Annotated in this window: 20 protein-coding genes and 1 pseudogene; 13 read left to right on the top strand and 8 right to left on the bottom strand. The window is 44.4% G+C overall.

Going from position 1 to position 23361, the window contains the following annotated elements; translation table 11 throughout:
* The first annotated feature begins 158 nt into the window (after nucleotides 1-158).
* The 4 genes from AB4329_RS15750 to AB4329_RS15735 all read left to right on the top strand — a co-directional run bounded on the left by AB4329_RS15750 (nucleotide 159) and on the right by AB4329_RS15735 (nucleotide 5614).
* Nucleotides 159-1595 carry a coniferyl aldehyde dehydrogenase gene (locus AB4329_RS15750; protein ID WP_372050967.1) on the top strand — a complete coding sequence of 479 codons (1437 nt, stop codon included), beginning with the start codon at nucleotides 159-161 and terminating at the stop codon, nucleotides 1593-1595.
* Entirely contained in the window at nucleotides 1592-2170 is a 579-nt protein-coding gene (locus AB4329_RS15745) for a TetR/AcrR family transcriptional regulator (protein ID WP_017066051.1), read from the top strand. Before AB4329_RS15750 ends, AB4329_RS15745 begins: the two co-directional genes overlap by 4 nt.
* 516 nt (nucleotides 2171-2686) lie before the next feature.
* A complete protein-coding gene (locus AB4329_RS15740; RefSeq protein WP_229647054.1) occupies nucleotides 2687-4261 on the top strand; it encodes an ABC-F family ATP-binding cassette domain-containing protein in 1575 nt (524 codons plus the stop codon).
* A 114-nt stretch (nucleotides 4262-4375) separates the two neighbouring features.
* A complete protein-coding gene (locus tag AB4329_RS15735; RefSeq protein WP_229647055.1) occupies nucleotides 4376-5614 on the top strand; it encodes a leucine-rich repeat-containing protein kinase family protein in 1239 nt (412 codons plus the stop codon).
* An 81-nt stretch (nucleotides 5615-5695) separates the two neighbouring features.
* On the opposite strand, the gene AB4329_RS15730 is transcribed toward AB4329_RS15735, so the two are convergent.
* The 7 genes from AB4329_RS15730 to AB4329_RS15700 all read right to left on the bottom strand — a co-directional run bounded on the left by AB4329_RS15730 (nucleotide 5696) and on the right by AB4329_RS15700 (nucleotide 12076).
* Complete coding sequence (locus AB4329_RS15730; protein ID WP_017063604.1) at nucleotides 5696-6145, bottom strand: hypothetical protein; 450 nt, start codon at nucleotides 6143-6145, stop codon at nucleotides 5696-5698.
* A 68-nt stretch (nucleotides 6146-6213) separates the two neighbouring features.
* Nucleotides 6214-6528: a N(4)-acetylcytidine aminohydrolase gene (gene yqfB / locus AB4329_RS15725; RefSeq protein ID WP_017063603.1), complete on the bottom strand. Its 315-nt coding sequence runs from the start codon at nucleotides 6526-6528 to the stop codon at nucleotides 6214-6216.
* Nucleotides 6529-6745: 217 nt separating this feature from the next.
* Nucleotides 6746-7099, bottom strand: coding sequence for a 50S ribosomal protein L20 (rplT, locus tag AB4329_RS15720; RefSeq protein WP_004733517.1), 354 nt, complete (start codon nucleotides 7097-7099; stop codon nucleotides 6746-6748).
* A gap of 42 nt (nucleotides 7100-7141) precedes the next feature.
* On the bottom strand, nucleotides 7142-7336 hold the full coding sequence (rpmI, locus tag AB4329_RS15715; RefSeq protein ID WP_004738430.1) for a 50S ribosomal protein L35: 195 nt from the start codon (nucleotides 7334-7336) through the stop codon (nucleotides 7142-7144).
* Nucleotides 7337-7440: 104 nt separating this feature from the next.
* Nucleotides 7441-7992, bottom strand: a complete 552-nt coding sequence (infC, locus tag AB4329_RS15710; protein ID WP_076654893.1) for a translation initiation factor IF-3 — start codon at nucleotides 7990-7992, stop codon at nucleotides 7441-7443.
* 2 nt (nucleotides 7993-7994) lie between these two features.
* Nucleotides 7995-9923: a threonine--tRNA ligase gene (gene thrS, locus AB4329_RS15705; protein WP_017059786.1), complete on the bottom strand. Its 1929-nt coding sequence runs from the start codon at nucleotides 9921-9923 to the stop codon at nucleotides 7995-7997.
* A gap of 497 nt (nucleotides 9924-10420) precedes the next feature.
* Nucleotides 10421-12076 (bottom strand): GMC family oxidoreductase, encoded by a 1656-nt coding sequence (locus AB4329_RS15700; protein WP_102320511.1) that lies wholly within the window; start codon nucleotides 12074-12076, stop codon nucleotides 10421-10423.
* Between the two features lie 199 nt (nucleotides 12077-12275).
* Between AB4329_RS15700 and AB4329_RS15695 the strand changes: the two genes are divergently transcribed.
* The 5 genes and pseudogenes from AB4329_RS15695 (at nucleotide 12276) to AB4329_RS15675 (ending at nucleotide 17460) form a co-directional block, all read left to right on the top strand.
* Nucleotides 12276-13505, top strand: coding sequence for a TRAP transporter substrate-binding protein (locus AB4329_RS15695; RefSeq protein WP_198594319.1), 1230 nt, complete (start codon nucleotides 12276-12278; stop codon nucleotides 13503-13505).
* 40 nt (nucleotides 13506-13545) lie between these two features.
* Nucleotides 13546-14115 (top strand): TRAP transporter small permease, encoded by a 570-nt coding sequence (locus AB4329_RS15690; protein ID WP_017059783.1) that lies wholly within the window; start codon nucleotides 13546-13548, stop codon nucleotides 14113-14115.
* Complete coding sequence (locus AB4329_RS15685; RefSeq protein ID WP_017059782.1) at nucleotides 14112-15395, top strand: TRAP transporter large permease; 1284 nt, start codon at nucleotides 14112-14114, stop codon at nucleotides 15393-15395. Before AB4329_RS15690 ends, AB4329_RS15685 begins: the two co-directional genes overlap by 4 nt.
* Nucleotides 15396-15468: 73 nt before the next feature.
* Nucleotides 15469-16266, top strand: a complete 798-nt coding sequence (locus AB4329_RS15680) for an IclR family transcriptional regulator (RefSeq protein ID WP_017059781.1) — start codon at nucleotides 15469-15471, stop codon at nucleotides 16264-16266.
* A 210-nt stretch (nucleotides 16267-16476) separates the two neighbouring features.
* A pseudogene (locus AB4329_RS15675) lies at nucleotides 16477-17460 on the top strand (DUF3187 family protein).
* A 118-nt stretch (nucleotides 17461-17578) separates the two neighbouring features.
* Here AB4329_RS15675 and AB4329_RS15670 read toward each other — a convergent pair.
* Nucleotides 17579-18322 (bottom strand): sporulation protein, encoded by a 744-nt coding sequence (locus tag AB4329_RS15670; protein ID WP_372138707.1) that lies wholly within the window; start codon nucleotides 18320-18322, stop codon nucleotides 17579-17581.
* 181 nt (nucleotides 18323-18503) lie between these two features.
* Here AB4329_RS15670 and hutC point away from each other — a divergent pair, with 181 nt between their 5' ends.
* From hutC to hutU, 4 genes are all read left to right on the top strand, one after another.
* On the top strand, nucleotides 18504-19217 hold the full coding sequence (hutC, locus tag AB4329_RS15665; protein WP_017072048.1) for a histidine utilization repressor: 714 nt from the start codon (nucleotides 18504-18506) through the stop codon (nucleotides 19215-19217).
* 113 nt (nucleotides 19218-19330) lie between these two features.
* Nucleotides 19331-20581 (top strand): imidazolonepropionase, encoded by a 1251-nt coding sequence (gene hutI / locus AB4329_RS15660; RefSeq protein WP_229647056.1) that lies wholly within the window; start codon nucleotides 19331-19333, stop codon nucleotides 20579-20581.
* Entirely contained in the window at nucleotides 20568-21596 is a 1029-nt protein-coding gene (hutG, locus tag AB4329_RS15655) for a formimidoylglutamase (RefSeq protein WP_372101262.1), read from the top strand. The genes hutI and hutG overlap by 14 nt, the downstream gene beginning before the upstream one ends.
* 66 nt (nucleotides 21597-21662) lie before the next feature.
* Complete coding sequence (gene hutU, locus AB4329_RS15650; protein WP_017063597.1) at nucleotides 21663-23357, top strand: urocanate hydratase; 1695 nt, start codon at nucleotides 21663-21665, stop codon at nucleotides 23355-23357.
* Nucleotides 23358-23361: the final 4 nt, after the last annotated feature.

Here is a 23361-nt window from a genome sequence, read left to right as displayed (position 1 = left end):
CCGATAAACACTTCATTCTTCCTACTAGAACTCGCTCACTTCAATGTTGTAACCGCTCAATTTTTGAACTTTTCTCGCGCATATCTTGTATTCGGTTCAATCTTCTTGTAATTTTAACTGACCAACCAATCGGTCAGCCTTCGAATTTAGGGGATACTATGAGCCATAATCTAGACCTTGAACCAAACACGTCGAGCACCAACGACATGGATCAAATGTTCAACCGACAAAAAGATCACTACCGCAATAACGTTAATCCTACGCTTGAGCAGAGAAGAGAAAACCTCTCAGTATTAAAAGCGTTGTTAATGCGCTATCAAGAGCAATTGATTGAGGCAGTATCTGAAGATTATGGCCATCGAGCAAAGCACGACAGCTTGATTGCTGATATCACCCCTTCTCTTCACCAGATCAATTACAGCGTGAAGAACCTTAAGAAGTGGTTGAAGCCATCGCGCCGCAAAGCTGGTTTGATGCTAACGCCAGCAAAGATCACGGTTCATTATCAGCCAGTAGGTGTGGTTGGTATAATCGTGCCTTGGAACTTCCCAGTCATGCTCTCTTTAGGCCCTCTGATCACAGCGTTAGCAGCGGGCAACACGGCGATGCTCAAGATGTCGGAGTTTACTCCAGCGACCAACCGAGTTTTAAAAGCGATGTTGGCCGAAGGCTTTAGTGAAGATCAGGTTGCGATTATCGAAGGCGAAGCTGACGTTTCCGCTAAATTTAGCCAACTGCCGTTTGACCATATCCTTTTCACAGGCTCAACCGCTGTGGGTAAACACGTTATGAGAGCAGCGGCTAACAACTTAACACCAGTTACCTTGGAATTAGGCGGCAAATCTCCAACCATCATTGCCCCTGACTTTGATGTGGCTGACGCTGTTGAACGTATCTTGTTTGCCAAGAGTCTAAACGCTGGCCAGATATGTGTAGCGCCTGATTACATCTTATTGCCGCGAGAAAAATCAGACGAGTTCATCACAGCCTATAAGCGTTATTTCAAGAAGCTTTATAAAGCCGGTATTGAGAGCAAAGACTTAACCTCAGTGATCAACATGCGCCAATACAATCGCTTGAAAGGTGTCATTGAAGACGCACAAGCCAAAGGCGCGGTTATTCACACGGTAACCGAACAAGCACAAGACGATGTAAACCACAGAATGACGCCGCACCTTCTCACCGAAGTGAACGATGAGATGCTCGCGATGCAAGAAGAGCTGTTTGGTCCTGTTTTGCCTATCGTGCCTTATGATTCCATCGAAGAAGCAATCAATTACATCACAGAGAGAGAACGCCCACTGGCTCTGTACCTAATGAGCCATAATAAAGAAACCCAAGACAAGCTTTTATCAGACACGCACTCTGGCGGCGTATGTATTAATGATTCTTTGGTGCATGTGGCTGCAGAAGACGCACCATTCGGTGGCATCGGCCCTTCAGGCATGGGACACTATCACGGCATTGAGGGCTTCAAGACCCTTAGCCATGCCAAAACCGTTCTAAGTAGAGGAAAAATCAACTTCACCAAGTTAATGCATCCTCCTTACAACAACCCAATCAAGAAACTGATGTTCAAAGTACTCAATAGATGATCACCAAAAGACAAAAAATCCTAGATGCTGCACTCCTGCTCTTCTCTCAACAAGGGCTAGAGGGCACATCTACCGGACAAATAGCGAAAACAGCCGGCGTGGCAAAAGCGACGTTGTTCCACCACTTCGAGAATAAATCTCTATTGATTGATGAACTGTTTCGCGAGCTGAAGCTAGAGCTATTCTCGACCCTTCAACCGCACACTGATGTGGCTGTAGAAGATCGCTACCAAACCTTTAAGTTCATGTGGATCACAGGAATTGAGTGGGCATTAGAGAATCCGGTTGCGATGAAGTTCTTCACCAATGTTCATTTCGACCCAACGACTCAAACTCGAGAAGTGATTGTTTCACAGATGTTCGCATCGCTAGACGAGATCATTTTGAAAGGGCAACAAGATGGTGAATTGATGGTGTTGGACATTAACCTTGTTAGACACTTCATTCATAGCCACTTTCTGATTTGTGCAAACTGGCTGATTGAACAAAGCGAGTCTCCACCAGAGCAAACATCGAAGTACATCAACGATAGCTTTGATATGTGTTGGCGCGCCGTTGGTGGGCAAACCAAGTAGCTTTAGCTTTAAGCCCAAGGCTCTAAGCTCTAAGCTCTAAACCCAAAGATATAAGTTCTAGACTCAACTGATTTCCAATAATGATCACTAAAGCGCCGCAAAGGCGCTTTAATTATTTGAACACAATTTAATCACCTCAACATATTGACTCAGAGTACTTTCTTTCAGTACCATCCCACCATCATTTCAAAAGAGAATAACGCCATAATGAAGTACTAACATCCTGACATCCGATTTATTTTTATAAAAATCATTTGGACACTCGGGGTTAGTGGGCGTTACTTCATCATCTATTTTCGCGACAAATCAAGCTCTTAAAGATCCGTTTTTTGACAAACAAACATCTTTAAGATCAGTACCTCAAAGACAGGAACCATCTCAATACCGCTTTCTCTCTTTCATTGGTAATCTATCTAAGTAACGCCTTTGGCGATCTGTTGTTAGCATCCAGCAGGAGCTTGCACAGAAAAGCGCCTCACCCCTTTTACTCGTTTACACGTAAAGGGAGGTATTTCTATGCCGACTATATTAGCCAATAATCTCTCATTCCAACTCGATACTGGTGAGTGGTTATTCAAAAACATCACCTTTAATTTGAGCACTCGCCTCACAGGCCTAGTCGGAAGAAATGGGGCTGGAAAGTCATTGTTACTTTCGTTGCTCGTTGGACAAAAACAGCCCACAACGGGCAGTGTTTCGCGCCAAGGTTCAATCGGCTTTTACTCTCAGTTACCATCAACGCTACTGGATACCAACATCACCATCGCTGACTTCTTAGGACTCACTGAAAAGTTAGAAGCGTTAAGCGCCATAGAACAAGGTAGCTGTGAACTGCAGCACTTCAATATCGTTGGCGATGATTGGGATTTGGAGGCGCGTACCCAGCAGTTGCTAGGTACATTAAAGATCACTCGTGATTTGAACACACTTTGTTGCTCTTTGAGTGGTGGGCAACTCGCCCTGTTACAGCTTCATCAGCTATTCGTATCAAATAACGACATACTGATCCTCGATGAGCCTTCGAACCATTTGGATAACGACGGACGCAATTGGCTACTAGAACAATGCCAGTTGTTTGAAGGTAAGGTACTTGTCGTCAGCCATGATCGAAGCTTATTGAGACAAATGGAAGGTATCTACCATCTCAACAGTTTGGGGTTACGTTTCTATAAAGGAAACTACGATGACTACTTCAAACAAATGTCGAATCAGGCCGATGCACTAGATAAACAGATTGCACATCACCAATCCGAAAAGAAACGACTGGAGCGCCAAGCTCAAGCTAATAAGGAAAAAGCACAGCAACGTGAGTCTCAAGGTAATCGACTCAGAAAGTCCGGTAGCCAACCCAAGATATTATTGGATGCGATGAAAGATAAAGCAGGACGAACGCAAGGAGCATCAGCCACTAGTCAAAAGAACTTAAAGGACCAAAACCAACATAAGCTTCAATCTCTTAAAGAACAAAAGGAACAACTAAAACCACAGGCCTTGTATCTACAACAGAGTAATAACAGTAAAAAGAGCTCTTTGTTAACCGTTGAAAACTGCCGCCTTATTTACGGCTCTGGTGCGCCAATCAGTTTCTCTTTATCACAAGGGGAACGGTGTTATCTAACCGGTGCTAACGGGTGTGGAAAGTCGACACTGTTAAAAGCGATTCACGGTCAACACGCCAATTATAAAGGCTCGATTAAGCGCTTAGGGGCGACCGTCTATTTGGATCAACACTTTGGCCTGTTAGACACCAACGATACGATGTTCGATAGTTTAATAACGCATAGCTTTGTATTAACAGAGAGCGACGCGCGAACACTGCTAGCGGGAATTGGATTCAGGCGTGACTCGGTATATCGAAAAGTCGATCACCTCAGTGGTGGCGAGAAAATGAAGCTGGCGATGTTGATCGTCAGCCATAAACAGGATGCCCCACTTCTTTTGCTTGATGAACCAGACAATCACTTGGACATAGACTCGAAGCAAATATTGGCTTCGGCTCTGCGTGAATACCAAGGCGCATTCATCTTGGTCAGTCATGATAGCGATTTTGTTGAGGAGGTCGGCGTTAGCCAAAACCATATACAGCTTTAACCTTCGTAATTCGTTCACTAAGCTTAGTTAGGCGAGTATTCTTCCGGATACTCGCCTTTCTCGGTTGAGACAAGTAAACTACTCGCCTCGAACATCTATTCATAAGGCTAAGGTTTGCATACTCTAGAACAATTAAAATCAGGGCAACTTAAAGGTATTAAGCGTCTAAAACTATCAGAAGGTCTCACAGAGTTCCCTCTAGAAATCATAGAGCTTGCAGATTCTCTTGAGATCCTAGACCTTTCAGGTAATCAGCTGTCAGACCTACCAGCCGAGTTATCAAAGCTAACTAACCTGCGTATTATCTTCGCGTCGAATAACCTGTTTACGCACCTGCCTGATGTTCTTGGGTCACTTCCTAAGCTTGAAATGATCGGTTTCAAGACCAACCAAATCAAAACCGTAAGTGAAGTATCTCTACCACCTCAATTACGCTGGTTGATCCTGACCGACAATGAGATTGAGGCCCTGCCTAGCTCACTAGGTGAAAGACCGCGACTACAGAAACTGGCATTGGCGGGTAACAAGATTCGCGTGTTACCAGAAAGCATGGAAAACCTATCCAACCTTGAGCTAGTTCGCCTGTCTGCAAACCAGTTGACTGAATTCCCAGAGTTCCTTATCAAGCTACCAAAACTGGCTTGGTTAGCGTTTGCGGGTAACCCGTTTTGCAAACACCCTAGCAGCTTAGATAGCGTGCCTGCGGTTAGCTCTCAAAGCTATTCACTGAATCAAGTACTTGGCCAAGGCGCATCTGGCGTGATCTCGCATGCAAGCTGGCTAAACAGCGACTTCGATTTTCCACAGGAAGTGGCGGTTAAAGTGTTTAAAGGCGAAGTCACCAGTGACGGCTACCCACATGATGAACTGGAAGCGTGCTTGCAGGCTGGACACCATAACAACTTGGTAAAATCTATCGCCCAAGTAGAGGAACAAGATTACCTAGCTTTGGTGATGGAACTCATTCCAAACAGCTACTACAACCTAGGGCTACCACCAACACTCGAGACTTGCACGCGTGATACTTTCCCAGAAGGTTTCGAACTTTCAATTGCTCAAATCAATAGCATTACAGAGCAGATGATTGATGTGTTTGAACACCTTCATGCCAATAAAGTCTCTCATGGTGATCTATACGCTCACAACACTTTAGTGAACGAACAAGGTCAGATGATCTTTGGTGACTTTGGCGCTGCGACTATCTACGGCTACCTAACTGAAGAACATCAACAAGGTATTCGCCGAATTGAAGCACGTGCATTGAAGTACTTTATTGAAGACCTACTGACGATTTGTGCAAAGCAAGATCAAGACAGCGAGCTTTATACTCGATTGGCGAACTTCGAAGCTTAATAGAAGTATTCAGTCAGATTGAAGACAACAAAGCCAACATCACTGTTGGCTTTTTTATATGCTAATTAAACGAACCAGCGTTTAGCTTTCAACTTGAACAAGCTTCAAGTACGAATGCAGCTCTCCGCTCTTATACTCAACCGCAGAGTGAATATTAAGGTCAGCACGAGCCACAACAGCAAACTGGTAGCAGTTCTCACCCTTCAGAATCTCGACGTGTAACAAACCGTCTTTTAGTTGCCACTGCCCTGTTGTTTCAAATCGGTCGAACAAACGATATTCAATCAAAGAACCGTCAGCATTGAAGTGCACTTCAGTGATGTAACCGCCGGGGCAGCTCTTCACCCAAACTCGATTCTCGATATCACTGACCGTAAAGTTACGCCTTGTGTCACGCCACGCTAGAAAGCCTTCGCTATCATAAAGAGCAATGTCGAGATCAGTTCTAGAGATTAACGGCTGCTCATTTTGCTCACGACAATAAAGTTGAAGCAAAATTTGCTGAACTGTTTCGCTCTGTAATTCACTCATTGTGGCTTCCCTTTATCATTGCTCTGCGTTAGACGCAGTATTGATCAACAAATTCTATTTAAAGCGGGCTACACAAGCTCGTAAGAAACCACATACAGTTGAGAGATACCCGGGTAGATATCTTGAATCACGTCTTTCAGTACTTGCAGCGTCATGTTCTCTTGCTGAGCATGGAACTCACCTAAGTCATCAAACAAAATTGGCTCAACGCTGATGATCTTAAGATTACAGAACACACGGTCTTGCTCTAGCGTCGATACTTCCACAACACTGCCTGGCTGGTAGTCTCGCTCAGATTCATCACGAATAGTAATCGTCTTCTTGCCAGATAGGATGTCAGTTTCAAAACGTTCGAAGAACGTCATAGTGGTCGGTGCGGTCATTTATTTCGGTCGCTTTACATTTAAAGGTTAGGTAAATGTTTATATACCAGAATGCGTGTTCAAGCGAATAAAAATTAGGTGCGGGATGCGAGATGCGAGATGCGAGATGCGAGATGCGAGATGCGAGATGCGAGAGAGTATGGCAAAGCCAAATTACAGGCAATAAAAAAGGAGAACCGAAGTTCTCCTTTTCTTAAACCTTTAAGCTAACTCTAAATTATAGAGATGCTTTCGCTTTTTCAACTAGAACAGCAAATGCTGCTTTGTCGAATACTGCGATGTCAGCAAGAATCTTACGGTCGATCTCGATAGATGCTTTCTTTAGGCCATTGATGAAACGGCTGTAAGATAGACCATTTTGACGAGATGCCGCGTTGATACGTGCAATCCAAAGTTGACGGAATTGACGTTTCTTGTTGCGACGGTCACGGTAAGCGTATTGACCAGCTTTGGTAACTGCTTGGAAAGCTACGCGGTAAACACGTGAACGTGCTCCGTAGTAACCTTTAGCTTGTTTTAGAACTTTCTTATGACGTGCACGAGCTTGTACACCACGTTTTACGCGAGGCATTATGCTTCTCCTAAACTAAACGAATTTATAAACTAAAAAGAATTAAGCGTATGGCATCATACGTAGAACTTGAGCAACTTCACATTTAGGAAGGATCGAGTTCGGACGTAGCTGACGCTTGTTCTTAGTAGTACGCTTAGTCAGGATGTGACGTTTACCAGCGTGCTTAAACTTAATACCACCAGCAGTTTTCTGGAAACGCTTAGCAGCACCTTTGTTGGTTTTCATCTTAGGCATGATGAATAACTCCGCATTGTTGAGTTGTTAATAACATAGTAATTAGGGCGAATAAAACCCCACAACCTGAGGCTGCAGGGTTCAATTACTTGCAAAGCCGTTAATTACTTCTTTTTAGGGGCCAACACCATGATCATCTGGCGACCTTCAATTCTCGTTGGGAAAGATTCGACTACTGCAAATTCTTCAGTATCCGCTTTCAAACGATTAAGAACGTCAACACCGATTTCTTGGTGAGCCATTTCGCGGCCACGGAAGCGAATTGTTACCTTCACTTTGTTGCCGTCTTCTAGGAAACCAGTCAGGTTGCGTAGTTTTACCTGATAGTCTCCAATATCAGTTCCAGGTCGGAATTTAATTTCCTTGATCTGAACCTGCTTTTGCTTCTTCTTCTGCTCTTTCGCAGCTTTGCTCTTCTCGAAGAGGAACTTACCGTAGTCCATCACACGACAAACTGGCGGCTCGGCGTTAGGGCTGATCTCTACAAGATCCATACCAGCTTCATTTGCAGCTTCCATCGCTTCAGCGATTGATACTACACCAACAGCTTCGCCGTCTGCGCCAGTTAGACGCACTTCACGAACGCCACGAATGTCACCGTTTAAACGGTGCTGGTTTTGTTTGGCCGGTTGTTGGCCACGTCTTCCGCCTTTAATAGCTATTCCTCCAGATTGAGCTTACGGCTTGAAACCTCGGCTTGGATGTATGAAATAAAGTCATCCACTTTAAATTTGCCAAGGTCCTTACCTTTACGTGTACGTACTGCAATTTCGCCGGCTTCCATTTCTTGGTCACCACACACAAGCATGAACGGTACACGTTTCAAAGTATGTTCGCGGATTTTAAAGCCAATCTTCTCATTTCTCAAGTCTGCTTTGACTCTAAATCCACTTTTTTGCAGTTTTTTCGTAATTTCTTGTACATATTCAGACTGTTTGTCTGTAATGCCCATTACAACTGCTTGTTCTGGCGCCAACCACGTTGGGAAGAAGCCAGCGTATTCTTCAATAAGAATACCAATGAAGCGTTCTAGTGAACCTAAAATCGCGCGGTGGATCATAACTGGCGTGTGACGCTCGTTATCTTCACCTACGTAAGTAGCACCTAAACGTTCTGGTAATGCAAAATCGAGCTGCACTGTACCACATTGCCAAGCGCGGTCCAAACAATCATGCAAAGTAAATTCAATCTTAGGTCCGTAGAACGCACCCTCGCCTTCTTGAATCTCGTATGCAATGTCCATTGCCTCTAGCGCTTGCTTAAGGTCAGCCTCTGCACGGTCCCACATTTCGTCTGAACCTACACGCTGTTCTGGACGAGTAGATAGCTTAACAACGATGCTTTCGAAGCCGAAAGTTGTGTAAGTATCGTAAACCATTTCAATACAAGCTTTAACTTCTTGTTGAACTTGGTCTTCAGTACAGAATACGTGAGCATCATCTTGAGTGAAGCCACGAACACGCATAATGCCGTGAAGTGCGCCAGACGGCTCGTTACGGTGACATGAGCCGAACTCAGCCATACGTAGCGGTAGATCACGGTAAGATTTCAAACCTTGGTTGAAGATTTGAACGTGACCAGGACAGTTCATTGGCTTGATAGCGTATTCACGGTTCTCTGAAGAAGTAGTGAACATCGCTTCAGCGTACTTATCCCAGTGACCAGAGCGTTCCCAAAGAACACGGTCCATCATTAATGGGCCTTTAACTTCTTGGTAATCGTACTCAGTCAGTTTTTGACGAATAAATACTTCTAGCTCACGGAAGATAGTCCAACCGTTGTGGTGCCAGAACACCATGCCTGGTGCTTCTTGCTGCATGTGGAATAGGTCAAGCGCTTTACCGATTTTACGGTGGTCACGTTTAGCCGCTTCTTCTAGGCGCACAAGGTGAGCTTTAAGTGCCTTCTTGTCGTGGAATGCAGTGCCGTAGATACGTTGAAGCATCTTGTTGTCACTGTTACCACGCCAGTATGCACCCGCTACGTTAAGTAGAGTGAAGTGCTGGCAGAAGCTCATGTTAGGCACGTGTGGACCACGACACATATCGATGTATTCTTCGTGATGGTACAGGCCTGGACGATCGTCTTTAGAAACGTTCTCGTCCAAGATTTCAATCTTGTAAGTCTCGCCGCGAGCTTCGAATGCGTCGCGCGCTTCCTGCCAGCTAACTTTCTTCTTAACAACCTGGTATTTGGTCTTCGCTAGCTCTTTCATGCGCTTTTCGATCTTTTCTAGATCGTCTTGCGTTAGAGAGTGCTCAAGATCGATATCGTAGTAGAAACCGTTATCGATAGTAGGACCGATCGCCATTTTCGCTTCTGGAAAAAGCTGCTTAACCGCGTGGCCTAAAAGGTGAGCACAAGAGTGACGAACGATTTCAAGGCCATCAACTTCATCTTTAGCTGTGATGATTTCTAGGCTTGCATCGTTTTCGATAAGATCACAAGCATCAACACGCTCGCCGTCTACACGACCAGCAATGGTAGCTTTCGCAAGACCAGGACCGATTGATAGGGCAACATCTAGAGTTGATACAGGGTTGTCAAATTGACGCTGACTACCGTCAGGAAGAGTAATAATTGGCATTATTTGTCCTTTACAGTGGTGTTGCACACCAAGCAACACATGAAAATGTTTAATATATGTCTTTCAATCAACGAGTACGCTGATTGGGGATATATGCATAATAAATATACCCACATAGAAGCAAATACAGATGCCCTATTTGTAGGTATCCGAGCATTGTAACGAAATAATATAAAATGACAATGATGCGCTGTGGGTATGGCGCCGAAGCCGCCCCTCTCCCCTGCAGTCAAATTCAGGCAATTCGCACACCTATCGTGTTATAGACGCAATAAGTCTTCTTGCATAGGATTGATGAAGCGAAACAAAAGAGGTAAATGTAGGGTATTGATATTCTGAGCCTCAACCATTCTTTTTACTCTGAACAAAAATATAGACTCATAAGAGTAATTTTTGGGAGTATTTTCGTCAGTGGTTTGGCAAATGACTTATTGGCAGGGAACACTATTTGGGGCTGTAATACATCTAACCTAGAGATTAAATTTAGCCCCGATGCATTAAATCGCTTCTTCGCACAATTTTGCTGACTTTGATTTAGACAGACTAGTTTCTTTTTTTATCATAGCTGCACATTTTTCACCGATCATAATAGACGGTGCATTAGTATTTCCCGACACAATAATAGGCATGATAGATGCATCCGCTACTCTTAAGCTTTTTAGCCCATGAACTTTTAGCTCATTATCAACGACTGCCATTGCATCATTGCCCATCTTACAAGTACCAACGGGGTGATAGATGGATTGACTGTATTTTGTCGCAGCTTCCAACAATTGTTCATCCGTTTGATACTTTGAACCTGGTACAAACTCTTCAGAAATAACCGAAGATAAAGGACTCGCATCGGTGATTTCTCTCGCTACCTTTATCGCGTTTATTGCAACAGCTTTATCTTTAGGGTGCGAGAGATAGTTAGGTTGGATACTAGGGTGCACGGAGTAGTCTTTGCTGGTGATCTTCACACGACCTCGACTTTCAGGACGCAATTGACAAACCGAAGTAGTAAAGGCCGAAAATGGGTGCACTCCTTCTCCAGGTTTGTCCGCACTGAGTGGCTGCATATGAAACTGTATGTCAGGCCTTGTTAAGTCAGAGGAAGACTGAGTGAAAATACATACCTGACTAGCAGCCAACGTTAAAGGACCTTTGCGAAACAGAGCATATTTAACTCCCACTGTCAGTTTATGCAAAGGTGTTCTCAACTCATCGTTCAGTGTTGTACAACTAGTTTTGTAGACCAGACGAATTTGTAAATGGTCTTGAAGGTTTTCTCCAACTCCAGGTAAATGATGAACGCAATCAACACCTACTGCTTCTAACTCCGCTCTGTTGCCAACTCCAGACAACTGTAATATTTGCGGTGAGCCAATTGCACCAGCACTGACAATAATCTCTTTAGCTGCCGAAACATACATTGCTTTTCCATTGCAAAAAAATTCAACACCTTTTGCTGTCTTATCGACAATATCAAGCTTGGAGGTATGTGCATGAGTCAATATTGTTAAATTATGGCGCTTTCGAGCCGACGTTAAAAAAGCTTTTGCACTGCTGCACCTCAACCCATTAAATGCTGTCTGCTGAAAATAGCCTACTCCTTCTTGGTTCTCACCATTAAAATCATCATTCCAAGGAATACCTACCTCTTGAGCTGCCTCCACAAATCGTTCGGCAATATCCCGTTTCAGTCTAAGATCTGACACTTTCAACGGCCCATCCACGCCATGGTACTTATCTTTTCCTCGGCTTTGACATTCAGACATTTTAAAATAGGGAAGCACGTCGTCATAACTCCACCCCTCATTACCAAGTGACGCCCAGTCGTTATAATCTTCTTTTTGCCCACGTATATATAGCAACCCGTTCAAGGAGCTGCTCCCACCAAGTACTTTGCCTCTAGGCCATTGTAATTGTCGATTATCAATACCTTCATCACGATCGGTTAGATAACACCAATCAGTTGACGGGTTGTGCATGGTTTTAAAATAACCAACCGGGATATGAATCCAAGGATTCCAATCTCGACCACCAGCCTCAAGTAATAACACTGAAACATCTGGATCCTCACTTAAACGACTAGCAATTGCGCACCCAGCCGACCCCGCCCCTACAACAACATAATCAAAGACACCCACATCCTTATGTAACCTTCCCATAACAAAATCTCCTTTGCATTTTCATAAATCGAGACACAGCGTCCCAAAAAACATAAACCAATAACAATAATTAGTAAATATCGAGAGAATATGAATTGTTTTTTGTTGACTTATCGCACACTAATAACAACCCAACTTGGACATTTAACATTTTTTAAACAAGTGTAATTGGGCTATTTACATGAATCAGGATGGGTACATGAGAACTTCAAAAGACAAACCATATAGCCGACGCGACTTTTTTAATGTTGCAAAGCGTGCCGGGCTTACATCAGCTTTATTCGCTGCAGGGACATTAGGGACAGGGGCTACCTTAAGTAGCCTGGCAAATGCGTCGGAAAGCGTATCTCGAACTCGAGAAAAGAAAAAACCAATCGTAGTCTTAAAGTTTGGAGCCTCTGGCTTTAATGAACAAAACTTAGATATCCAAAAGTCGGGACAATTATTTTTCGCTAGAGATCTTGAAGAAAGAACAAATGGTGAAATACAAGTTGAATTCTTTGGCTCCAATCAACTATGTGGGCAATTGGATTGTATAAGAAAAACTCAGCAAGGAATCGTTGACATATATTCCGCATCTACACAAAACTCCGCTGCTGGTGCGCCATACATGAATGTTCTTGATTTTGCATACATGTTCCCTACGCGAGCTTCGCAATTTCATTTTTTTTATGACAAACGAAGCGAATCATTGTTTCGTGAACCATTACGTAAACGCCACAACATTCAATTCCTATTCACGCACTGTGACTTACGTGGACTCATGTTAGGCAACAAATGGAAAGACAAACCCTTGGTTACGTCGCTAGCCGATATTCAAGGCACCAAAAACCGAGTAACAGGAACCCAGTTAGGGCGTATCGCCATGGAGCAACTCAATCTCAACCCTGTACCAGTTGCCTGGGCTGAAACAATTGATGGGCTCCGACAAGGACTACTTGATGGTGCGGAAACTTGGATGAGCGCAGCGGCATATTCAGGAATGACATCAGTAATATCTCAAGCGATCGATTTACGCATGTTCTCTGGCAACGAGAGTACAGCTATGAATTACGACGTTTTTGAAAAGTTAAGCGATAAACATAAAGAAGCGGTCATGGAATCTGCATATTGTGCACAAATTTTTACTCACGGAATGAATGAAGGTGGGTTGTACGAAATTATTGGTGCACAAACTCACCCTAACGAGAATACGCAATTCCGACAAAATAATATCCGCTTTGCTGCACTTTCAGATGAAGAGAGATTTAAGGCTGAACAAATATGCTCACCGGAATATAACCCAGAACCATGGCAAAAATGGCGTAATCGTTTAAATGCTTGGGCAGGCGATATTGATATCTATAAAGAAATTCACGGGATTGCTAGAGAACTCCCTAAAGACGCAGCGGTAGTCAACGTCAAACCACAACGTTGGTGGTTAGGTTAATACTCTGACAACCCATTAAATAAAACTAAGGCATGACATCATGAATGAAATCATCAGCACTGCCGTCCACCCGGCAACCTCAGTCAAAAAGTGTTTGTATTGGCTAGATAACAACATAGAAAAATATCTCATTGTGAGCAGCTACTCTATAATGACTGTCATTATCTTCGTTGAAATAATCAGACGTTTTTTCTTTAGTATTCAGGCTCCGTGGAGCACTAGTATCCCTGTACTACTATTTTTATGGCTTACCTGGGTCGGCGCAGCTGTCAATGTCAAAAACCGTACTCACTTATCGCTCACCGAAATTAGATTACGCCTCCCTTATCAAGCGCAATTTGTATGCCTCATATTAGATGCCGTTCTCTGGCTAGTTTTTGCGGGCGTCGTTCTTTATTTTGCAACGGATCAGGTAAGGATCGCTTACGACAATTTTGCAATTGTTCAAGGAACTGACGATGTCATGCAGTGGTGGTTTTATATGGCAACACCAGTAGGCTGGACATTAATAATCTATCGAGTGATACAGAACTTCTTCCAAGATTGTAAACGGTACATAAATAATGAGCCATTGATAATCCAGACATCATTAGCGGAGAAAGAAGCATGAGTGAAGGTGATTTGATTAGCATTATTAGTGTCATCGTTTTGGTTCTATTTCTAGCAGGCATCCCTATATTTTTAATCATTGGGCTATGGGTTGTTGGGGTTAGTATCGTCATTGACTTTACCCTCGCTAACATCGGTGTAACGCTATTTGAGGGGTTAAACTTTTTCGGCTTACTAGCATTACCTCTTTTCATTCTAACCGGCGATCTAATTAATGCTGCAGGCATTGCAAAACGACTCTCTGATTTTGCGTACTCTATTTTGGGTTCCATTCGTGGTGGTATGGGTATGGCTGCGATTGGAGCTTGTGGGATGTTCGCAGCCATTTCCGGGTCTAATGCTGGGACAACAGCCACAATTGGCTCAATAATGGCTCCAGAAATGAAAAAGAATGGTTACGACGAAAGATTTTCTGCAGCCACAGCAGCATCAGGAGGAACTGTTGGAATTATTATTCCGCCGAGCGTGATATTCATTGTGTATGGCTTCATGATGAACCTTTCCATAACGGATCTGTTTATTGCAGGAATGCTGCCAGGTAGCCTCATGGTATTAGCGATGATGTTCGCATGCCATCTAGTTGCTCGAAAACAAGGATGGGGAACAGTTATTCCTTTTGTCGCAAAGACCAGTTTCAAATATGCAAGACGCGCTTACCTCGGCTTCATTACTATTGGTGTAGTCGTCTACGGCATTTACTCTGGAGCATTCTCACCAACAGAGGCCGCTGCATTCACCGTTGGGTTCACAATTATCGCAGGCTGTATTCTGACCAAAGACTTACATTTCAAAAACATTCCTTCTGTGATGCTCAAATCAGGGCAGATTACAGGGATGCTAGCACCATTAATCGCGATTTCTGTCGTCATGCAACAATTACTTTCCATGATGGGAGTCGGTGAAATAATTGGTAACGCACTTAATGGATTCGGAAGCTATTACGCAGTCTTATTTATGTGTATGGGGATTATACTTTTAGCCGGGATGCTCTTAGAAAGCTTACCGGTTACCATTATTTTAGCTCCAATTCTCGCACCTATTGCCACAGGCATTGGCGTCGATCCGATTCATTTTTCAGTTATCTTCTTAGTCGGAGCTGCAATTGGTTTTGTCACACCACCGTTCGGCTTAAATTTATATGTCGCAAGTAGCGTAACCGGGATCCCTTATGGTAAGTTAGTTCGGTTTGTCATACCTTACTTCACAGCGCTATTTATCTCGTGGGTTTTGATTGCTTTATTACCGAGCATTTCATTATTCTTGGTTCAATTTGGCGGCTAAAGTAGATTAACCGAATTTGCAAGCAATGACCCATTGCTTGCAAATTTATCAGAAAAAACAAAGGAGAAGCAGCATGAGCAATAACGAATCATCAAGTAATTCAGCACTGTCACGTGCATTTAAGATTACTGAGTTCATCGCTAGTGAGACACGCCCCGTTACAGCGGTTGATATTGCTTTGTTCCTAAACCTTCCTAAGGCCAGCGTACACCGGATACTCAGTCAACTTGAAGAGGAGGATATTATTGCGAGAGATCTCCAAGGTCGCTTCTTGTCTATCGGTTCTCGATTTAAAAAAATGTCTCTAGACGTCCTGTCACATTTTGATGGGCGCGCACCTCGCCAGATGGTTTTAAAAGAATTAACAGACGAAATACAGGAAACCTGTAACTTATCCGTATTAGATGGATATGAATTGTTGTATTTTGAGCGTGTTGAGGCTAATTGGCCTATGATGGTCAACTTAAAATTAGGCTCGAGGTTACCTCTGCACTGTACTGCTAGTGGCAAGCTATTTTTGGCCTTAATGCCAAGAAATAAACGAAAGCAGATACTTTCGACCCTAACACTAGAACCACAAACAAAACATTCGATTACCAACGTCGACGACCTAAACAGAGAGCTCGACGAGATTGGGATTCGTGGTATTAGCATCGACAATGAAGAGCTCATTGAAGGTATGGTTGCCATTGCAGTCCCAGTTTGTGATCAAGACGGAAATATGATTGCAGGCATGGCAATACACGCACCTACATTGAGGTTGAGTGTTAGTGACTTACTCACTAAAGCCGGTAGGTTGAAGCTTGCAGCAAAAAAACTAGAAAGCCTAATGACATTTCAATCCCAGATTACCGATGAGGCGGTAGAGTAACGTGACACGAATAGATGTATCCCAATAGGCCTAAATACCGAGTTCACAAACGAGCACAAGTTAAAATAACAAAGTAACAGGTAGTATTACTTCAATGACTCTTCATTAATCTACAGTGCCTTTGAGCACCGTGGTCTTCATCTCTCTACTTTTAAAACTCACCTTTCGAACTAAGCTATAGATAAGTGACGGAATACGGATGAGGTGCATATGGAGAGACAGGCTACTTTTATATCGTTAATACCCTCTTTGCCGTTAATCATAACTGCTGCTATTTACACTCCAGCGGCTTGAGCCAATAAAGATTACGGCCCCTTAATCAGTTATACTCAAGCACCATTGCAGTCTGTTCGTCTCACTCCGGCACTTCGCTCTGGCTTCCCCCTCAAAGAGAATAAAGTTGAAATATTTACCGCCTTAACTGCCGCGAGTATCTGGGCCAATTCCCACGACTACCACTTAGACTATTATCAGAATCAGCTTCACACTGGTTTGCGATGGCAATTAACTAAAACGTGGCAAGTAGAATTCAATTACCGCTACCTTTACGCCGCCAACAATAACCTAGACAAAATCACCATTAACTTTCACGACCTATTTAGCATCGACCAAGCAGGTCGAGATCAGAAAGAGAGACACCAATTCGACATCTATGCACCAGACCATGGCGTCAATAATCGAGACTTCTCCGGCGACACATTGACTAGCGCTTTCACGCTCTACACCCAATATCAGATCATAGATATAGAAAACCATGGCTTATCTTTTGGCGTCTCCCTTTATCATAACAAAGTCAGCCACGGTGCATTTAAGGGAAACAGCACCGAACAAAGCGCTCAACTCAATTATGCATACCAACTCGACATCAATACCTTCTATACAAGCTTAGGATTAGCGAATCAGTCCAGTAGAGAAGTGGAGAATAGCTTTTCACATAAAAAAACGACATGGTCATGGATGGGAGGATATCAACTCACGCTATTTGAAAATCATGAGTTACACCTAGAGTATCGTTGGTATGAAGGCGCAGAAGACGGTGAAACTGAGTTTTCAGAAGCCGCGAATGAAATGATGTTTGGCTATCGCTATCTCATGCAACGCTCGGCAATTGAGATATCCATAATCGAGAACATTTTCAATATGGACAACTCCACCGATGTTGCTTTTCAATTGGCCTATCGGCACCAGTGGTAAACCCATTTCAGGACGGGGCAGATAGTAGAATCAAAAAAGCCGAATGGTTAAGTTCGGCTTGAAAAGTTGTATTGTCTCTATTAATTAATAGACAGAGCGACTGCTAACAGAGAGGGAACTACGCACTCATGATTCTTGATACAGCGTTGCGAATGTCTGAGTCGGCCGCATTAGCAGGTAAGCTGAATGAGATGTATTGGTCGCCGCGGAAGCTCATTGAGCGGTCGATTTCTGCTAGGCAGTGAACCATTGAACCTTCAACGATGAATGACAGCTCGATCTCTTTATTATTCATGAAGCCGCCGCTGCGAAACTCAATCTCTTGGTAACAGCCCGAACGAGAAGCAAAGCTGTTGCCTTTTAAGAAGCCCTTCTCTACGTCAGCTTTCACCATTGCCATACCGGATGCTTCCACGCCTTGGATGATTTTAGCAACTGTTGGCAGTGGGTGTACGGAGATAAAGTCACGGTCTTTAGGGTCAATCGCGAAGCCAATATCTAGGTTGGTTTCTACCCACACATGGCATTGGTTCATTTGTGCGTTCAACGCGGTGACTGGCGTTTCGTCATTTAACTTAAGACGGAATGGAACCAGTTTGGTTTCGTCCGGTTGGATAACGAAAGGCTCTACGGCTTGAATACGACCCAGTGAAAAGGTTTCGTAGCTGGTACTGTCTTCCGTTTCTACTTTTACTTCTGTGTTGAGAACCAAGTTAATCAAGTCGATTTGTTGCTCAACGTCGCCACCAACAATGTGAACATTGCCAGACAACTCTCCACCTTGGAAAACTTCAATATTATCTAAGACAGTATCAACCTTTGCTGCACCGATGCCCAACGAGGCCTTTAATTTCTTAAACATATTATTTCCCTTTCTAATCATCTGATTTACGAATAGTTATTACGTGACAATTTGCGACACTTGCCTCACAGAATCAAGCAATTTGCCCCATCTATGTTGAATAAGGTCACATTGCCCGAGGAAATGTTGAAATCGTGAAAAATTCCGTTACTCTATTTGTATAGTCAAATAAGGTTTCATTATGTCGAAAGCGCCGCTCTACCTTCAGATAAAACAGTTCATAGACGATAATATCAACAGTGGTCACTGGCCAGTGGGTTACCAGATAACCACAGAACTCGAACTCACAGAGCAGTTCAATGTGAGTCGAATGACGGTCAATAAAGCCATTCGAGATCTTGTGTCTGAAGGCAAACTCATCAGGAAGCCAAGGCTAGGTACTTTTGTTTGTGAACCAGACGAAAAAGCGCAATCTCCGCTGCTTGATATCAACAACATCGCACAAGAGATCAAAGACCGAGGTCAAACGTATGCTAGCCAGGTTATCAAGCACAAGAGCATCAAGGCAGATGAAAGCACCGCGACACGGTTAGGTGTGATGATCAATGCCGAAGTATTCTATAGTGAAATCATCCACTTTGCTGACAACACACCGATTCAATTGGAAGCGCGCTGGGTGAACTCGCAAGCCGCACCAAAATACCTAGAGCAAGACTTTTCAACCTCTACACCCAATGAATACCTTTCAAAAAGCTGCCCGTTGAGTGCAATCGAGCACACGGTTGAAGCCATTATTCCTGACTCTCAAATCAGAACGTCACTAAAGCTATCTGAATCAGAACCTTGCCTACTTTTGAATAGAAGAACATGGAGTAAAGAGCGCCTCATCAGCTTTGCATTGCTCTACCATCCTGGTTCTAAGTACAAATTAAGCTCCAAGATACTTCTAAATTAAAGAACATCATCCTGATCGCCGATCACATTTTTGCAACATCGACTTGATTCGGGTCAGCGTTTAGCCTATTTATTTGTATATACATTTAATGTTTAGCAAAGATCTAGGTGATTATGAATTTGATCCTCAAAAATGCACGAGTGGTCTCCATGAGCTCGGGAGTCGACGGTTATCAGCCCTCTTCCCCTCAAGATATCGTTATCGAAAGCGGTAAAATCGTGTCCATCTCTTGTTCAAACCAAGGCGCACTTGCTTCTGAGTTAGAACAAGTACGTGTTGATGGTTCTTTGGATTACGTCACCTATGACTGCAAGAACAAGCTAGTGACACCCGGATTAATTGATTGCCACACTCACCTCGTATTTGCGGGTAATCGTGCCAATGAATTTGAGCAGCGTTTGAATGGTGTGTCTTACACCGACATCGCCAAGCAAGGCGGCGGCATTCTAGCGACAGTCACTGCAACACGCGCAGCGCAAGAGTCTGAGCTGGTTGAAATGGCATTACCGAGACTTGATGGCCTACTAAGAAGTGGCGTAACCAGCATCGAAGTAAAATCTGGCTATGGTTTAACACTTGATGATGAACTCAAAATGTTACGCGCAGCCAAAGCTTTAGAGAATCATCGCCGAATTAAGATCACCACTACTCTCCTTGCAGCGCATGCTGTGCCACCCGAATACAAAGAGCAACCGGACAGCTATATCGATCTGGTTTGCCAAGAGATCATTCCTAAAGCTGCAGAGCAAGGGCTCGCCGATGCAGTTGACGTGTTTTGCGAATCTATCGGCTTCAACCTAGAACAAACCGAACGTGTATTTGCAGCAGCCAAAGCACATGGCCTCGCGATTAAAGGCCACACTGAACAACTTTCGAATATGGGTGGCAGCGCGCTTGCAGCTAAATACGGCGCACTCTCTGTTGACCATGTTGAATACCTTGATGAAACCGGAGTAAAAGCACTGGCAGAATCAGGCACAGTTGCCACCTTGCTACCCGGTGCTTTCTACTTCCTGAAAGAGACTCAACAGCCACCTATTGCTTTACTTCGTGAACACAAAATCCCAATGGCGATCGCGACCGACCTAAACCCCGGCACATCTCCCTTTGCAGACTTAACGCTGATGATGAACATGAGCTGCACCCTGTTTGGTACGACGCCTGAAGAAGCGCTACGCGGTGTAACTTGTAACGCGGCGGCTGCCATTGGTAAGTCACAAACCAAAGGCAAAGTCGAAATCGGTTATGCCGCAGATTTGGCTATCTGGAACATCGACCACCCTGCAGATCTAAGCTATCAAGTCGGTGTTCCTCACCTGCATAAACGCATTGTTAATGGCGAGGTGTGTCATGACTCAATCTAAATCCAACGGTATCCAAGAGAACGCAACAACCGTGCATAACTTTGTGTGGACCGGACGTAATGATCTTGAAGATAGCGCACTCGGTACTCGCGTTCATCACATTACCAAGCAAGTGCAAAGTAGTGAGTTAAGTGACAAGCTGACTGACGGTGATATCGCCTTGGTAGGCTTTGCCAGCGATGCCGGTGTTGCAAGAAATAAAGGACGCGTGGGCGCGAAACAAGCACCTAACTTGATACGCCAAGCGTTGGCGAATATGGCGTGGCACAGTGACGCACACATCGCCGATCTTGGTGATATCGAGTGCAATGATGGTCAATTAGAAGTCAGCCAAAAACAGTGTGCTTCTGTGATTGCCAATGCCTTAGCAACCAACAAAGTGATTACCCTTGGCGGTGGTCACGAGGTGGCTTGGGCAACGTTCCAAGGTCTCGCTGAGCACCTAAATAAAATTCAATCAGAACACAATCCTAAGATCGGCATCGTTAATTTTGATGCTCACTTTGATCTTCGTGAATTTGAAAGCGACATCACCGATGTTAAACCGAGCTCCGGCACGCCTTTTAACCAGATCAGTGATTACTGCCACGCACATCAATGGCCGTTTCATTACGCTTGTCTTGGTGTGAGTGCCGCCAGCAATACCAAAGCGCTGTTTAACAAAGCTGACCAACTGGGCGTGTGGTATGAACACGACCGCAACATGACCCAAGTGAATCAAGTCGCTCAACTGATCAAGTTACAAAAATTCATCGTTGAGTGTGATTATCTCTATCTCACCATTGATCTCGATGTTTTCCCCGCAGCTACTGCGCCGGGCGTAAGTGCACCAGCGGCAAGAGGCGTGAGCTATGAAGCGCTTGCTCCTTTTCTAGAACAGATTTTCCAACACAGTGAAAAACTCATTATCGCGGACATAGCGGAATACAACCCAGACTACGACGTCGATGGCCAAACGGCTCGATTAGCGGCTCGTTTATGTTGGGATATTGCCAGTGCAATGGCCAGCGACTAATCCAGCTATACCGATAACTACAACTACAACTACAACGATATAACGTGAAACAGAAGGAATTCCAAAATGACGGAACACCACAACAGTGACCCTCGTCTCGACACGACTCGCGAAATTCGCGCACCTCACGGCACCACTTTGCGCGCTAAATCTTGGTTAACAGAAGCACCACTGCGTATGCTGATGAACAACCTAGACCCTGATGTGGCAGAACACCCACATGCACTGGTTGTGTATGGCGGTATTGGTCGCGCGGCACGTGATTGGAAATGTTATGACAAAATTGTTGAAGTATTAGAGCGTTTAGAGGACGACCAAACGTTACTTGTTCAATCCGGTAAACCTGTGGGCGTGTTCCCGACTCATAAAAACGCACCTCGCGTACTGATCGCTAACTCGAACCTTGTTCCACACTGGGCGAACTGGGAACACTTCAACGAGCTCGATAAAGAAGGCTTGATGATGTACGGCCAAATGACCGCGGGCAGCTGGATCTACATTGGTTCACAAGGCATCGTTCAAGGTACTTACGAAACCTTTGTCGCTATCGCGAAGAAGCACTTCCAAGGTGAAGCAAACGGCAAGTGGGTTCTAACGGGCGGTCTTGGTGGAATGGGCGGCGCTCAACCTCTTGCTGCAACGATGGCTGGCTTCTCAATGATCGCAGTGGAGTGTGATGAATCACGAATCGACTACCGCTTGCGTACTGGCTATGTAGACAAAAAAGCCACCAGCTTAGATGAAGCGATGGCAATGATTAAAGAGTCAGACACGCCAATCTCTGTTGGCTTATTAGGTAACGCCGCAGACGTCTTCCCAGAGTTAGTTGAACGCAATATCACACCTGATGTGGTGACTGACCAAACCTCTGCCCACGATCCTCTTAACGGCTACTTGCCGCAAGGTTGGACGATGGAGAAAGCCGCACAAGAGCGCTCCATTGATGAAGCAAAAGTGGTGAAAGCCGCTAAGCAATCTATGGCGATTCAAGTACAAGCGATGTTAGACCTGCAATACCGCGGCGCAGCGACCGTGGATTACGGTAATAACATTCGCCAAATGGCACTGGAAGAAGGCGTAGAAAACGCGTTTGATTTCCCAGGTTTCGTTCCGGCTTATATTCGACCTTTATTCTGCGAAGGTATTGGTCCTTTCCGTTGGGCGGCACTATCTGGTGACCCAGAAGACATCTACAAAACAGACCAAAAAGTAAAAGAACTGATTCCAGACAACCCACATCTACATAACTGGCTAGATATGGCGCGTGAACGCATTCAGTTCCAAGGCCTGCCAGCGCGTATTTGTTGGGTTGGCTTGAAAGATCGTGAACGCTTAGGCCAAGCATTCAATGAAATGGTGAAAAATGGCGAACTGAAAGCACCAGTTGTTATCGGTCGTGACCACCTAGATTCAGGTTCAGTAGCAAGCCCGAACCGCGAAACAGAAGGCATGATGGATGGATCAGATGCCGTATCAGATTGGCCTCTATTGAATGCCCTTCTGAACACAGCGGGCGGCGCAACTTGGGTTTCTTTGCACCACGGTGGTGGCGTTGGTATGGGCTTCTCGCAACACTCAGGCATGGTGATTTGTTGTGACGGCAGTGAAGATGCATCACAGCGTATTGCTCGCGTACTTCACAATGACCCAGCAACCGGCGTTATGCGTCATGCTGATGCAGGTTACGATATTGCCAAGCAATGTGCCAAAGAGCAGAAGCTTGATTTACCTATGCTAAACGAAGAACTTCGTCGCCTTTAATGTC

Origin of the sequence: Vibrio sp. 10N.261.54.A5, from assembly GCF_041471145.1 — a bacterium.
GTDB classification, from domain to species: Bacteria; Pseudomonadota; Gammaproteobacteria; order Enterobacterales; family Vibrionaceae; genus Vibrio; species Vibrio crassostreae_C.
Note: the sequence above shows the minus strand (reverse complement) of the source record. Positions and strands in the feature narration are given on the sequence as shown.

Bases quoted from the DNA above. Each gene is read 5' to 3' on its own strand.
- AB4329_RS15750 (WP_372050967.1), top strand. From the start codon at position 159: ATGAGCCATAATCTAGACCTTGAACCAAACACGTCGAGCACCAACGAC.
- AB4329_RS15745 (WP_017066051.1), top strand. From the start codon at position 1,592: ATGATCACCAAAAGACAAAAAATCCTAGATGCTGCACTCCTGCTCTTC.
- AB4329_RS15740 (WP_229647054.1), top strand. From the start codon at position 2,687: ATGCCGACTATATTAGCCAATAATCTCTCATTCCAACTCGATACTGGT.
- AB4329_RS15730 (WP_017063604.1), bottom strand. From the start codon at position 6,145: ATGAGTGAATTACAGAGCGAAACAGTTCAGCAAATTTTGCTTCAACTT.
- yqfB (WP_017063603.1), bottom strand. From the start codon at position 6,528: ATGACCGCACCGACCACTATGACGTTCTTCGAACGTTTTGAAACTGAC.
- rplT (WP_004733517.1), bottom strand. From the start codon at position 7,099: ATGCCTCGCGTAAAACGTGGTGTACAAGCTCGTGCACGTCATAAGAAA.
- rpmI (WP_004738430.1), bottom strand. From the start codon at position 7,336: ATGCCTAAGATGAAAACCAACAAAGGTGCTGCTAAGCGTTTCCAGAAA.
- thrS (WP_017059786.1), bottom strand. From the start codon at position 9,923: ATGCCAATTATTACTCTTCCTGACGGTAGTCAGCGTCAATTTGACAAC.
- AB4329_RS15700 (WP_102320511.1), bottom strand. From the start codon at position 12,076: ATGGGAAGGTTACATAAGGATGTGGGTGTCTTTGATTATGTTGTTGTA.
- AB4329_RS15695 (WP_198594319.1), top strand. From the start codon at position 12,276: ATGAGAACTTCAAAAGACAAACCATATAGCCGACGCGACTTTTTTAAT.
- AB4329_RS15690 (WP_017059783.1), top strand. From the start codon at position 13,546: ATGAATGAAATCATCAGCACTGCCGTCCACCCGGCAACCTCAGTCAAA.
- AB4329_RS15685 (WP_017059782.1), top strand. From the start codon at position 14,112: ATGAGTGAAGGTGATTTGATTAGCATTATTAGTGTCATCGTTTTGGTT.
- AB4329_RS15680 (WP_017059781.1), top strand. From the start codon at position 15,469: ATGAGCAATAACGAATCATCAAGTAATTCAGCACTGTCACGTGCATTT.
- AB4329_RS15670 (WP_372138707.1), bottom strand. From the start codon at position 18,322: ATGTTTAAGAAATTAAAGGCCTCGTTGGGCATCGGTGCAGCAAAGGTT.
- hutC (WP_017072048.1), top strand. From the start codon at position 18,504: ATGTCGAAAGCGCCGCTCTACCTTCAGATAAAACAGTTCATAGACGAT.
- hutI (WP_229647056.1), top strand. From the start codon at position 19,331: ATGAATTTGATCCTCAAAAATGCACGAGTGGTCTCCATGAGCTCGGGA.
- hutG (WP_372101262.1), top strand. From the start codon at position 20,568: ATGACTCAATCTAAATCCAACGGTATCCAAGAGAACGCAACAACCGTG.
- hutU (WP_017063597.1), top strand. From the start codon at position 21,663: ATGACGGAACACCACAACAGTGACCCTCGTCTCGACACGACTCGCGAA.